Consider the following 12,821-nt stretch of genomic DNA (forward strand, 5'->3'; position numbering starts at 1 on the left):
AAACTCCTCGGAATACGTACAGAATTTATAAAACATAATTTCATGGAAAATGCACATACTTATTTTATTACCGCCCGCACTATGGACATTTTTTATTTACAAGGAGATCATCGCCATGGAATTTTCCAACAGCCTTTCCAATAATATGAACTACTTAAACACAAGGATTGATGTAGCCGGAAACTTTGACATCGTTTACCGGACCTTTTATATCGGAGAACAGGAAGCCTGCCTTTACTTCATTGAAGGGTTTACCCAGAGTGATGCGTGGCAGAAGATCCTGGACAACTTATTATCCATTCAGGCAGAAGATATGCCGCCTGATGCCCATGAATTTTCCAAAAGGTTTCTCCCTTATGGTCAGGTGGGTCTTGTAAAAGACGATGAAACCATGATCAAACAGCTTTTGACCGGAGTGTCCTGCCTGTTCGTTAACGGGTACGACAGATGTCTGACCGTGGACTGCCGCAGTTATCCGGCCAGAGGCGTATCAGAGCCGGAAAAAGACAAAGTTCTAAGAGGATCAAGAGATGGATTTGTGGAAACCCTGGTTTTTAATACCGCTCTTATCCGCCGCAGGATCCGAGATCCCAAGCTTACCATAGAAGTCATGAATGCCGGAGAAAGCTCCCACACGGATATCGCCATCTGCTATTTCAAGGGGCGGAATGATGAAAATCTTTTAAACATGATCAAAGACCGGATCAGCAAGCTTAAGGTTGATGCCCTTACCATGAACCAGGAAAGCCTTGCAGAGTGTATCTATCCCCATAAATGGTTTAACCCTTTCCCCAAATTCAAATATTCCGAGCGGCCGGATACTGCCGCTGCTTCTATACTGGAAGGGAACATTGTCGTCCTGGTGGACAATTCCCCCTCAGCCATGATTTTACCATCCTCTGTCTTTGATATCATCGAGGAAGCCGATGACTATTATTTTCCTCCTGTGACCGGGACTTACTTAAGGCTGTCCCGCCTGGCCATTTCCATTCTGACCCTGTATTTAACACCTATGTGGCTGCTTTTTATGCAAAATCCGGAAATGATCCCTTCCTGGCTGCAATTTATCCGCTTATCGGAACAGCCCCAGGTTCCCCTGCTTTTCCAGCTCCTGATTCTGGAGTTTGCCATTGACGGTCTGAGGCTTGCCGCAGTCAACACTCCCAGCATGCTGACCACGCCTCTCAGTGTGATCGCCGGTATTGTCCTGGGTGAATATTCCGTAAAATCCGGCTGGTTTAACAGTGAGACCATGCTTTATATGGCCTTTGTGACCATTGCCAACTACTCTCAGTCAAGCTTTGAGCTGGGTTATGCCTTTAAATTCATGCGTTTGATCATGCTGATCTCCACCGCCCTGCTGAATTTCTGGGGATTTGTGGGCGGCGTTGCGCTTTCCATAGGCGCAATTGTGTTTAATAAAACCATAGCAGGAAAAAGTTATATCTATCCCTTGATTCCATTCCACCTTTCAGAACTGAAAAAACGGTTCTTCCGGGGAAGGCTTCCTCATAGGGAGAAGTAACCAGATAATAAGTGTGTAGTATTAATGACACATGACTTAAACTGCAGACAAAGTATATTGAGGTTCGTAGAAAACCATTCTTCCGCTTCAAGTCCTTGAAAAAGACGAAAAAACTGTCTTTTCTACTTCTTTACTTACGCGGAAAATAAATTTTCTACGAACCGTCAAGTTTATCGACAGGCTAGGACATTGCTGATATAGAGTATTTTTTAAGCTACAGCTGCTATGCCTACCGAATTCGGAAAGTTAATGACCAAATTCAGCTATCATATTGGTTATCATGAAATGGTGTGATATTCTGGAAAAAATATATAAAGATATATTAAGGAGGTAATAGCATGGCAAATGAATCGGTAAAGGCTGGAGTTAAAATTACCCACGATGCTGCACGAAAATGAAATATATAGAGATGGATGGTATAATAGAACTGAAAAGATGCTTGATATATTTTTTGACGGCAATTATGGTTATATGCCTATTGATGCTGTGAATGGGAAGGTGGTTTTATAATGAGATAAAGACGGAATCATAACAAACATTGTATTTGAAATGATTTGATTGTGCTGTCGAAATGAAAAAAAGAGTTACATATAGAGCTGTATTTAAATAGCAGACAAATCCCAAAACATTCTGTCAAATCGGTTGCTAACACAGCACCGATTTTTATTTCACATCACCTTGTATAGTTTTCTACGAACCGGTAAGATTATCGACATGCCAGGACACTGCTGATTCAGTGTCTTTTTTATGGGTCGTTGCCCTATTAAGCACGCATAGGAGAAATTTAAACCACCCTCTATGTTGAACTATCACACAAAAATATTCAAGAAGCAACCTGCACACATGATAAACCATTTGGAGAATGAATTGAATTCAATAAAAAACTGGGTGATACAGGTATACCGCCCAGTTTTTATGATTAGACGAAGGTTGAATTAAATGAATTTGCTCTTTTACTTAATAGCAGATGCTCCAATCCATCCGCCAGTTCTTCCGGCAGCTCCTCAGCCCCCGGAAGAGCTGGCTTCTTCATGTAAATACCGTGGTAATCGCTGCCGCCGGTGACCATTAAATGCCGGTTCTCTGCTACAGCCAATAATTCTGCCCGGACATCCTCCGGGTTATCATGATGGTACACTTCAACGCCATCCAGACATTCTTCCTTTAAAAGGGCATCATAAAGCCGTCTGTCCTTTCTCTTTATCTTCCCTGGGTGAGCCAAAACCACATATCCCCCAGCCTCCTTTATCATCGCACATATCTTATAGAAACTTCTATAAGAAAAACGATCCTCTTCCTCATATGGAGCTCCTTTTCCAAAATAAAGGGGCAGGCTCTTCATAATATCTTCTCTTTTAAGGAGTCCATGGTCAGCCAGAACTCCCAAAAGCTTTGCCCGGTAAAGCGGTCCGCCTCCTGCCTTATCGAAAAACTCTTTTTCTTCAATCTCTATTCCAGCCTGCTGCATCTTTAAGATCTGATGCCTTGATCGTTCATTCATCTGTACCAGAAAGCTGTTGGAATACCCAAGCAGCTCCGGATTCTCCGGATCGATTCCATATCCCAGCACATGAAACTTCATTCCCTTCTCTGCAGCCGTAAACTCTGCAGCCGGAATATAAGGAATACAATACTTTTTTGACGCCTTTTCTTCTTCTTTAAGGCCCAATATCGTATCGTGATCCGTTATGGCTGCCGCCTTAAGGCCCTGCTCCTTCGCCAGGGAGTAAATTTGCATTATGGTTTCACTTCCGTCAGAAAAACAGGAATGCATATGAAAGTCCGCTTTCATCAATGACCTCCTTAAACGTAAGGGTTCTAATAGTCCTATTATAAACTTATCTTTTATACAGGTCAACAAATTGACCAACTTTTGGCATAGTACAAGACAAAAACCAGACATTTCCTCCAATATATGGTATAAAGTTTTATAAGAAGCCTAATGTCTTGAACTATTAATCCACGCTGCATATACTAATACCACAACAAGGGGAAATAAACATGAAAAGTGTACTGGTTCGTTTGCGAGAATATCAAAAAGAGATGAGTGTTGCAGAGACCGGCGTCGTACGGTACCTGTTAGACACACCGGAACAAGCGGTGAAGCTTTCAGTCCACGCTCTGGCAGAAAAAGGATTTTCTTCCTCTTCCACCGTTATCCGGCTGTGCCATGAACTTGGCTTCTCCGGGTACAAGGAAATGAAGGCAGCCCTGATCTGTGAACTGGCCATCCGGCAGGAGAACACCAGGGAAAAAATGGAGGAGATCACAGAGAAGGATACTCTGGAACAGATCGTCGACAAAATTACATATAAAAACATCGCCTCCTTAGAGGATACCAGAAATTTAACTGATATATCCGCCCTTAAAAACTGCATTGACCTCTTATGCCAATGCCGAACCATCTGTTTATTCGGAATCGGTTCTTCCCTTCTGGTAGCCCGGGATGCGTATTTAAAATTCCTCCGGATCAATAAACCCTGCATCTTAAATGATGACTGGCATTCCCAGCTTTTGCAGGCACGTAACATGAGCCGGGAGGATTTAGGACTGATGATCTCCTATTCTGGCAGTACCATGGAAATGATTGAGTGTGCAAGAACCATGCAGCAGGTAGGGGCAAAATTCATCCTGATCACCCGTTTTACCGTATCACCGCTTTCGGAGATGGCAGATTACAACCTTTATGTGGCTGCCAATGAATCCATCTTTCGGAGCGGAGCCATGGGAAGCAGAATCAGCCAGTTAAACATCATTGATATTCTGTATACTGCATACGCCAACCATAACAGCCAATATTCCCTGTCGCAGTGGCGTAAAACGCACATTTCCAAGAAAAACCCGTCGTATTTTGAACCTTTCGACGAAGCGTATAATGAGGAGGAAATCAATCATGGTAGATTTAAGCAAGATGACAACAGAAAGCCGCAATCCTGATACCATGGATTTAGACACCATGACACCTTTCGAACTGGTAACGGCTATGAACCAGGAAGACCGGAAGGTGGCGGAGGCTGTGGAAAAAGTCCTGCCGCAGACTGCCAAAGCAGTGGAATGGGTTTGTGAAGCTTTTGAGGCCGGAGGCCGGCTCATCTACATGGGAGCAGGAACCAGCGGTAGACTTGGTATCTTAGACAGTTCTGAATGCCCTCCCACCTTTGGGGTTAATCCGGGTATGGTCATCGGCCTGATTGCCGGCGGGGACAGGGCCATCAGGCAGTCAGTGGAAGGAGCAGAAGACTCTGAGTCTCTTGGCATCGAAGATTTAAAAGCGCTGTCCTTATCCCAAAAAGATGTAGTGGTGGGCATTGCGGCCAGCGGAAGAACGCCCTATGTATCGGCTGCCCTAAGCTATGCAAAAAGCGTAGGCTGCCGAACCGTATCCATAGCCTGCAATGAAGGTAGCCTCATTGGAACTTATGCAGACCTGGCCATCGAACCGGTGGTGGGACCGGAGGTTTTGACCGGCAGCACCCGGTTAAAAGCCGGAACCGCCCAGAAGATGATACTTAATATGATCAGCACCGGAGCCATGGTGGGCATCGGAAAAGCATACCAGAACCTTATGGTAGATGTGGTGCAGAGCAATGAGAAGCTGCGCTCCCGGGCAGAAAACATTCTGATGGCTGCCACAGAAATAACTCGTAATGAGGCCAGAAGGCTGTTAGACGAAGCAGGAGGAAGCGTGAAGTTAGCCATAGCCATGAAACGAACAGGCGCAGGGCCAAAAGAAGCAGAAAAGAAATTAAAGGAATCCCGCGGGCATATCCGCGCATGCATGAAAAGGGATTCTGATTAACTATCAATTTATTCATTTCAACTATGGAGGTGTCTATTATGACAAATGAAGTATTGCTTCAAAAGATCCTGGAATTATCGGGAGGGAAAGAAAATATTGCAGCCGCGGCCAGCTGCATGACACGCCTTCGCTTAAAGGTAAAGAATCCTGATCTGATGCAGGAGAAGGAACTGAAAGAGATTTCGGGAGTTCTTGGCCTGGTTGCAAACGGAATCGATGTACAGGTGGTCGTCGGCCCCGGAAAGGCCAGAAAGCTCATGGATATCTGCCACGGCCTTGGGATCCCAAGTGAGCTTGGCGGCAAAGGGCTCTCCACCAATGCTTCCTGGCAGGAAAACAAAGAAGCAGTAAAGGCCGGCCAGAAAGGAAACGGGTTAAAGAGCAGCATACGGGTTATCTCCGATATCTTTATTCCTATGATTCCTGCTATCGTCGCGGCCGGTTTATGCAACGGTGTTGCCAATATCATCGGTCAGGGCGTGGAAGCGCAGATGTTGGGAGGCAGCTTCTGGACTCTTCTTGTCACTATACTAAAGCTGTTCGGTGGTGCATTTCTCGGTTATTTTTCAATTTTTACCGGTGTCAATGCAGCAAAAAGCTTTGGAGCAACGCCTGCCCTGGGCGGCATGATCGGCTCTATGAGCATTATGTCACAGATCACGGACATATCAAAGTTCTTTGGCCTTTACAATGAACAGATTCCAAACAGCTCAACCTTAATTAGCGGTAAGGGCGGAATCATCGGTGTGATCATCGGTGTCTGGGTTCTCTCCAAGGTAGAACGCTGGGTGCGCAAACATGTTCCCGATGTCCTTGATATCATGCTGACCGGATTCTTAAGCATTCTGATCACCGGTACCTTGTTCGTACTGGTACTGATGCCGGCTGCCGGCTTTTTATCTGACGGTCTTGTCTGGGTATTATCCCTCCTTGTAAATTCCGCAAATCCGGTCGTCAGTGTTTTATCCGGGTACATTATGTCAGCCGTATTCCTTCCCCTTGTCCTTTTGGGACTGCATCATGGGCTGGTTCCAATCTATGCGGTTCAGCTGGAACAAATGGGCGGAGTCTCCTTATTCCCGGTCCTGGCCATGGCTGGTGCAGGGCAGGTGGGTGCAGCCATTGCCATCTATCTGAAAGCAAAACGAAGCGGAAACAAACGCTTAAAGAGCGTCATCATCGGTGCACTGCCTTCTGGATTCTTAGGCATCGGCGAACCGCTTATTTATGGAGTTACGCTTCCGTTAGGTAAGCCTTTCATAACTGCAGGCCTGGGAGCCGGTTTCGGCGGAGCCTATGTGATGCTCATGCATGTAAGAAGCATTGCCTGGAGCCCTTCGGGCCTGTTAGCCATTCCCATCATGAGCAGCCCTGTTAATATGCTTAATTATTTTATGGGTCTGGTGATCGCTTACATTGCCGGATTTATCATTACCGGCCTGTTCATTAAGGAAGATGAAGTTGCAAAAGCTTAAGCTTACCTGCTGAAAATGAACCTAAATCAGACTGCCCGGCTGGCCTTTTGCTTGATTTCTGTCCTTCCCTATAATACAATAGAGGGGTAAGGAGGACGAAGACATGAAAATCGTTATCATTGACGGGCAGGGCGGCAAAATGGGGCAGTCCGTCATCGCTCAGTTAAAAAAGTCCTATCCCAGTCTTTCAGTCATTGCCATCGGGACCAATTCCATTGCTACTTCCGCCATGTTAAAGGCAGGAGCCGATGCAGGTGCAACCGGTGAGAATCCTGTCCTAGTGGCCAGCCGGGATGCAGATGTTATCATCGGTCCTATTGGGATCGTCATTGCCGATTCTCTCCTGGGAGAGATCACTCCAGCCATGGCTGAGGCCATCGGAAAAAGCCGTGCTTATAAGATCCTTATACCGGTGAATAAATGCAATCATTATGTAGTGGGCTGTGAAAACCTGACTTTAACGGAATCCATTGCCCTGGTAATCAAAGAGGTGGAGAATCTTTTATGATCTCCACCTCTTTGTTTATGAAAATGTTGTATTTACCTTCGGTTCATCAAACGGCTATTTATTCATCAATGCTATAGTTTGGCGCTTCCTTTGTGATATGGATGTCATGGGGATGGCTTTCCTTAAGGGAGGCTGCCGTAATCTTAATGAATTTTCCGGTTTCCTGCATGGTCTTAATACTCATTGCTCCGCAATAACCCATACCGGACCGTAAGCCGCCAAGCATCTGGAATACGGTATCTTCTACCATTCCTTTGTAAGCCACACGGCCTTCCACTCCTTCCGGAACCAGCTTTTTGGCATCCGTCTGGAAGTAGCGGTCTTTGCTTCCGTTTTCCATGGCAGCGATGGAACCCATACCACGGTATACTTTATATTTTCTGCCCTGATACAGTTCAAAGGTTCCCGGGCTTTCGTCGCATCCGGCAAACATACTTCCCATCATACATACGCTTCCGCCGGCCGCAATGGCCTTTGTTAAATCTCCGGAATACTTGATTCCGCCGTCAGCTATGATTGGTACGCCGTATTCCTTAGCAACTGCATAGCAGTTCATAACAGCCGTGATCTGGGGAACTCCGATGCCGGCTACCACACGGGTGGTACAGATAGATCCTGGCCCGATTCCTACCTTCACTGCATCAGCTCCTGCTTCTATGAGAGCCTTTGTAGCTTCTCCGGTTGCTACATTTCCTGCAATAACGGAAAGAGCCGGATAAGCTTCTTTGATCATTTTTACGCAGCGGAGGACGTTTTCGGAATGTCCGTGAGCGGAGTCTAAAACTACCACATCCACTTTTGCCTTTACCAGGGCGTCAACACGGTCAAGCACGTTGGCTGTTATTCCTACGGCAGCTCCGCATAGAAGTCTTCCTTGTCCATCTTTTGCGGACAACGGATATTTGATCTGCTTTTCAATATCCTTGATGGTGATAAGGCCCTTTAAATTAAAGTCTTCATCAATGATCGGAAGCTTTTCTACTCTTGCTTTTGCAAGGATCTTTTTTGCCTCCATAAGAGTGATGCCCTCTCTGGCTGTTACCAGGTTTTCAGAGGTCATGCATTCCTTGATCTTCCTGCTGAAATCCTCTTCGAATTTTAAGTCCCGGTTGGTGATGATTCCCACCAGTTTTTTTCCTTCTGTGATCGGCACTCCGGAAATGCGGAACTTACCCATGAGTTCATCCGCATCTTTTAATGTATGCTCCGGGGAAAGATAGAATGGGTCCGTTATGACGCCGTTTTCTGACCTCTTTACCTTATCAACCTCTTCTGCCTGCATCTCTATGGACATATTCTTATGGATAATACCGATACCTCCCTGTCTTGCCATGGCAATTGCCATGCGATGCTCGGTAACGGTATCCATGCCTGCACTCATAAGCGGAATATTGAGCTTGATGGTTTTTGTAAGGTTGGTCGTTAAGTCAACCTGATTAGGAATGACCTCTGAATAAGCCGGAACTAACAGCACATCATCAAAAGTAATGCCTTCGCCAATTATTGTACCCATTAACTTTTCCTCTCCTTCTTTATATTTTTATTAATGAAACTAATAAGTCTTTTTACTTGTTAGTTACATAGTTTAACAAATTTTACAGGGGTTGTCAACGGACATTTTCCGGTTTCTTTCCGTCACTCATGGACAGCCCATGGACAGCTTTTCTGTAAGGAAAAAGGAACCGGCCGGTTTTTTTAACCGACTGATTCCTTTTTCTTTTATACTTCTCTTATAACCTTACGGGGCGCTGTCATCCTCATGCACTGGAGCAGCTTATCGTTAGGTTCAAATATGATCTTTGTGGTTTCTGCACCGGACTGGCTGATTAATGTATAAGTCTTTGCTCCCGGTACGTGGGATGAAAAATCAAGTAATTTCATGCTTTTTGTTTCATGATCCCTGGCCTCTGTGGAACCAGTGGGAGCTACGATCTGGATCCCTTCCATGGAACCTTCCCAGGCCTTCTTTCTCTTGCTTCTGCCGTAGATCCGGTCGATGGATAGAGTGTTGGTCACAAATAAGTATTCAAATTCCACTTCGCTGTTTCGGAATACAAAGTATGTGGCGGCTGCGGCTGCAAGCAGAATAAGCACTCCAAAGATTCCGAAAACCGGAGACATGGAGAGGAAAAATGCAATTACGCATAGGATTCCCATCGCAATTTTTATCAACATGGTATAGGCAGGTGATTTTCGCTTCACCAGCCATTCTGCATACATTTCATTCATAACGATTTGGGTCCTTTCTTGTTTCCTGCATGGCTGCTTAGAGGGGAAGGGGCTTATCCTGATTGGGGATATGGTGGGTGGGGTACCGGGAGTCCGCAGTGCAGCTGGTAAAGCCACAGGCTTTACCAGCTCACGGGCATTCGCCCTATGAAACAGAACATGGAAAAATTTTCTTATGTGCAAGCACAACGTAAATTTTTTCATGTTCTGTTTCGCACTGCTCGTTGCTTACTTGAAAATTACATCATATCCATTCCGCCTGGGGCTGGCATTGCAGGTGCTTTTTCTTTAATATTAGCAACAACGGACTCTGTTGTCAATAAGGTAGATGCAACACTTGTAGCATTTTGAAGGGCGCTTCTGGTTACCTTTGTCGGGTCCAGGATGCCTGCTTCTACCATGTCTACGTATTCTTCCTTATATGCGTCAAAGCCGGTTCCTACCTTGGACTCTCTCACCTTATTGATGATAACGCTTCCTTCCAGTCCTGCATTGGCTACAATGTGGTATAATGGGGATTCAAGAGCCTTTAAGATGATCTTTCCACCGGTTCTCTCATCGCCTTCTAAATGTTTAACAAGTTCTTCAATCTGATTGATGGCATGAACGTAAGCAGAACCGCCGCCTGCGATAACGCCTTCTTCAACTGCTGCTCTTGCTGCAGATAAAGCGTCTTCCATACGGAGTTTTGCTTCCTTCATCTCGGTTTCTGTTGCAGCACCTACGCGGATTACTGCAACACCGCCGGATAATTTAGCAAGTCTTTCCTGTAATTTTTCTCTGTCAAAATCAGAAGTAGTCTCTTCGATCTGGCCCTTGATCTGGCCGATTCTTGCAGTGATTGCTTCCTTATCGCCGCAGCCATCTACGATTACGGTATTTTCCTTCTGAACCTTTACGGATTTTGCACGTCCTAAAAGATCAAGGGTTGCATTCTTAAGCTCATATCCCAGTTCATCAGAGATCACGGTACCGCCTGTTAAAACAGCGATATCCTGTAACATCTCTTTTCTTCTGTCGCCATAGCCTGGAGCCTTTACAGCGATTACGTTGAAGGTTCCTCTTAATTTATTAACGATTAAGGTTGTCAAAGCTTCGCCTTCCACATCTTCTGCGATGATGAGAAGTCTTGCGCCGGACTGAACTACCTGCTCTAATAAAGGAAGGATCTCCTGAATGTTTGAGATCTTCTTATCAGTAATAAGAATGTATGGATCGTCTAAATTAGCTTCCATCTTTTCCATGTCGGTGCACATATAAGCAGAGATATAACCTCTGTCAAACTGCATACCTTCCACAAGATCCAGCTCTGTCTTCATGGTCTTTGATTCTTCAATGGTAATAACGCCGTTGTTGGAAACCTTCTCCATAGCGTCAGCTACCATCTCGCCGACCTCATCATCTGATGCGGAAATAGCTGCTACTCTTGCGATGGATGCCTTACCCTTGATCGGCTCGCTCATCTTTGCAATCGCTTCTACTGCTGCTTCAGTTGCCTTTTTCATACCCTTTCTTAAAACGATTGGGTTTGCACCTGCTGCCAGGTTCTTCATTCCCTCATTGATCATAGCCTGAGCTAAAACGGTAGCTGTGGTAGTACCGTCACCTGCTACGTCATTGGTCTTAGTCGCAACCTCTTTTACAAGCTGAGCGCCCATATTCTCAAAAGCATCTTCCAGCTCGATTTCCTTTGCAATGGTAACGCCGTCATTTGTGATGAGCGGTGAGCCGAAAGATTTATCCAGTACAACGTTTCTGCCTTTAGGCCCTAATGTTACACGAACAGTATCTGCTAACTGATTCACTCCAGATTCAAGTGCTTTTCTGGCATCTACGCCATATTTAATCTGCTTTGCCATGATTCATTCCTCCAGTTTTCTGTTAAAATAAATATACGTACTATCTAAAACCTGACCTTATGAAGCTTATCGCCTTCCTGATTATTCGATCACTGCTAATATGTCATTCTGTTTTACGATCACATATTTCTCGCTCTCTTCTCCGGTCTCTATCTCTGTTCCTGAATACTTGGAGAAGATTACTTTATCGCCCACTTTAACCTGCATGGTAACTTCCTTGCCGTCTACCAGACCGCCAGGTCCTACTGCGGTGACTTCCGCCTGCTGCGGCTTCTCTTTTGCCTGACCCGGCAGAACAATACCGGACTTTGTTGTCTCCTCTGCAACCAATGGTTTTAACACAACTTTGTCAAATAATGGTACTAATTTCATTGCAATTCCTCCTCATAACTTTCTGCTTATTATTTCTTTCTTTGGCCATCCGAAAGAAGTTTTATTTTATTCACATAATAAGTTATATCACTCATTATTAGCACTGTCAATAGTTGAGTGCTAACTTTATATTTTTTTTACATTTTTACCATATTTGTACGATTTTCTCCTTTACTTACATAGTTTATAGAAATTTTCTTATTATATACCTTTATTTTTTCGGATGAACGTATTACAATAACTAAGAGAATGAAGCGCCTTACAAGCGCACCATTGTGCCCATCAAGCATAAGCCGTGACAAGGAAGCACCTTGCAGGCATACCTCTATGCCCAGAATACATGGACGGTAATAAGGAAAGGAGTGTTTCAAATGGCAAAAAAGGGTAATGGGTTTGGAAAATTCGTGGCACTGGCCACTGTGGCCGGCGTTGTTGCTGCCGGCATCTCTTACTTTACGAAATACAAATCCTTCCACAAAGAACTGGAAGAAAATTTCCACGACTTTGAGGATGAGGGAAATGACGACATTTCCAAAATTGACAGCACGATGAACCGCAACTATGTTTCTTTGCATGCCAATAAGGATGAATTTAAGGTTGCCGCTGATCATATGGCAGATGCTGCCAAGGATGCGGTTAGTGCGGCAAGAAACTTAGTAAAGGATGCAGCGAGCATAGTTTCTGATACGGCAAAGGAAGCGGCTTCAGCCGTAGCATTTACCGCAAAGGACATGTTTGACGCTGCAAAAGAACAGACAGATGGGTTTTTAGACGACGAAGAGTTTACGGAAGATGGCGGTTTGGATTACGCTGCCGGAGCCGCAGACCAGCTGGCAGAAAAAGCCAAAGAGACTGCAGATACGATAAAAGAAACAGCAGAAACTGCTGCCGAAGCAGTAAAAGATGCAGCAAAGGATGGGATTGATGCGGCAAAAGAAGCGGCGAATTCCACCGGAGCAGCGATGAAAGAACTGGCCGATGAAACTACTACCATTGTGGAAGAAGAAATGGATTAATCATAATCTAAAAGAAGAAATTGAAAAAGCCATTGGAA

Annotated in this window: 11 protein-coding genes; 6 read left to right on the forward strand and 5 right to left on the reverse strand. The window is 45.0% G+C overall.

All coding sequences use genetic code 11. The features are described 5' to 3' along the window. Positions 1 to 115: 115 nt before the first annotated feature. The gene (locus H171_RS14125) at positions 116 to 1,525 is read left to right on the forward strand and encodes a spore germination protein (protein WP_100305722.1); all 1,410 of its coding nucleotides are present in this window, start codon (positions 116 to 118) and stop codon (positions 1,523 to 1,525) included. Positions 1,526 to 2,444: 919 nt separating this feature from the next. Here the strand turns inward: H171_RS14125 and H171_RS14130 are convergent. Further along, complete coding sequence (locus H171_RS14130) at positions 2,445 to 3,317, reverse strand: PHP domain-containing protein (RefSeq protein ID WP_157803164.1); 873 nt, start codon at positions 3,315 to 3,317, stop codon at positions 2,445 to 2,447. Between the two features lie 209 nt (positions 3,318 to 3,526). Here H171_RS14130 and H171_RS14135 point away from each other — a divergent pair, with 209 nt between their 5' ends. The 4 genes from H171_RS14135 to H171_RS14150 all read left to right on the forward strand — a co-directional run bounded on the left by H171_RS14135 (position 3,527) and on the right by H171_RS14150 (position 7,307). Further along, the gene (locus tag H171_RS14135; protein ID WP_100305724.1) at positions 3,527 to 4,462 is read left to right on the forward strand and encodes a MurR/RpiR family transcriptional regulator; all 936 of its coding nucleotides are present in this window, start codon (positions 3,527 to 3,529) and stop codon (positions 4,460 to 4,462) included. After that, positions 4,419 to 5,324 carry an N-acetylmuramic acid 6-phosphate etherase gene (gene murQ, locus H171_RS14140; protein ID WP_100305725.1) on the forward strand — a complete coding sequence of 302 codons (906 nt, stop codon included), beginning with the start codon at positions 4,419 to 4,421 and terminating at the stop codon, positions 5,322 to 5,324. Before H171_RS14135 ends, murQ begins: the two co-directional genes overlap by 44 nt. Before the next feature lie 38 nt (positions 5,325 to 5,362). Next, on the forward strand, positions 5,363 to 6,799 hold the full coding sequence (locus H171_RS14145; RefSeq protein WP_100305726.1) for a PTS transporter subunit EIIC: 1,437 nt from the start codon (positions 5,363 to 5,365) through the stop codon (positions 6,797 to 6,799). 103 nt (positions 6,800 to 6,902) lie between these two features. After that, entirely contained in the window at positions 6,903 to 7,307 is a 405-nt protein-coding gene (locus tag H171_RS14150; RefSeq protein ID WP_100305727.1) for a DUF3842 family protein, read from the forward strand. A 58-nt stretch (positions 7,308 to 7,365) separates the two neighbouring features. Here H171_RS14150 and guaB read toward each other — a convergent pair whose 3' ends face one another. The 4 genes from guaB to H171_RS14170 all read right to left on the reverse strand — a co-directional run bounded on the left by guaB (position 7,366) and on the right by H171_RS14170 (position 11,767). Further along, positions 7,366 to 8,820: an IMP dehydrogenase gene (gene guaB, locus H171_RS14155; RefSeq protein WP_100305728.1), complete on the reverse strand. Its 1,455-nt coding sequence runs from the start codon at positions 8,818 to 8,820 to the stop codon at positions 7,366 to 7,368. 206 nt (positions 8,821 to 9,026) lie between these two features. Continuing rightward, a complete protein-coding gene (locus tag H171_RS14160; RefSeq protein WP_100305729.1) occupies positions 9,027 to 9,536 on the reverse strand; it encodes a DUF6106 family protein in 510 nt (169 codons plus the stop codon). A gap of 239 nt (positions 9,537 to 9,775) precedes the next feature. After that, positions 9,776 to 11,395, reverse strand: a complete 1,620-nt coding sequence (gene groL, locus H171_RS14165; RefSeq protein ID WP_100305730.1) for a chaperonin GroEL — start codon at positions 11,393 to 11,395, stop codon at positions 9,776 to 9,778. An 81-nt stretch (positions 11,396 to 11,476) separates the two neighbouring features. Next, positions 11,477 to 11,767: a co-chaperone GroES gene (locus H171_RS14170; RefSeq protein WP_100305731.1), complete on the reverse strand. Its 291-nt coding sequence runs from the start codon at positions 11,765 to 11,767 to the stop codon at positions 11,477 to 11,479. Positions 11,768 to 12,138: 371 nt separating this feature from the next. Between H171_RS14170 and H171_RS14175 the strand changes: the two genes are divergently transcribed. Then, positions 12,139 to 12,783, forward strand: coding sequence for a hypothetical protein (locus tag H171_RS14175; protein ID WP_100305732.1), 645 nt, complete (start codon positions 12,139 to 12,141; stop codon positions 12,781 to 12,783). The last annotated feature ends 38 nt before the right edge of the window (positions 12,784 to 12,821 follow it).

The organism is [Clostridium] celerecrescens 18A, from assembly GCF_002797975.1.
Lineage (GTDB): Bacteria > Bacillota > Clostridia > Lachnospirales > Lachnospiraceae > Lacrimispora > Lacrimispora celerecrescens.

Excerpts from the sequence above, each read along its gene's own strand:
- H171_RS14170 (WP_100305731.1), bottom strand. The coding sequence starts at position 11,767 with ATGAAATTAGTACCATTATTTGACAAAGTTGTGTTAAAACCATTGGTT.
- groL (WP_100305730.1), bottom strand. The coding sequence starts at position 11,395 with ATGGCAAAGCAGATTAAATATGGCGTAGATGCCAGAAAAGCACTTGAA.
- H171_RS14130 (WP_157803164.1), bottom strand. The coding sequence starts at position 3,317 with ATGAAAGCGGACTTTCATATGCATTCCTGTTTTTCTGACGGAAGTGAA.
- H171_RS14125 (WP_100305722.1), top strand. The coding sequence starts at position 116 with ATGGAATTTTCCAACAGCCTTTCCAATAATATGAACTACTTAAACACA.
- H171_RS14175 (WP_100305732.1), top strand. The coding sequence starts at position 12,139 with ATGGCAAAAAAGGGTAATGGGTTTGGAAAATTCGTGGCACTGGCCACT.
- murQ (WP_100305725.1), top strand. The coding sequence starts at position 4,419 with ATGGTAGATTTAAGCAAGATGACAACAGAAAGCCGCAATCCTGATACC.
- H171_RS14160 (WP_100305729.1), bottom strand. The coding sequence starts at position 9,536 with ATGAATGAAATGTATGCAGAATGGCTGGTGAAGCGAAAATCACCTGCC.
- H171_RS14145 (WP_100305726.1), top strand. The coding sequence starts at position 5,363 with ATGACAAATGAAGTATTGCTTCAAAAGATCCTGGAATTATCGGGAGGG.
- H171_RS14135 (WP_100305724.1), top strand. The coding sequence starts at position 3,527 with ATGAAAAGTGTACTGGTTCGTTTGCGAGAATATCAAAAAGAGATGAGT.
- H171_RS14150 (WP_100305727.1), top strand. The coding sequence starts at position 6,903 with ATGAAAATCGTTATCATTGACGGGCAGGGCGGCAAAATGGGGCAGTCC.
- guaB (WP_100305728.1), bottom strand. The coding sequence starts at position 8,820 with ATGGGTACAATAATTGGCGAAGGCATTACTTTTGATGATGTGCTGTTA.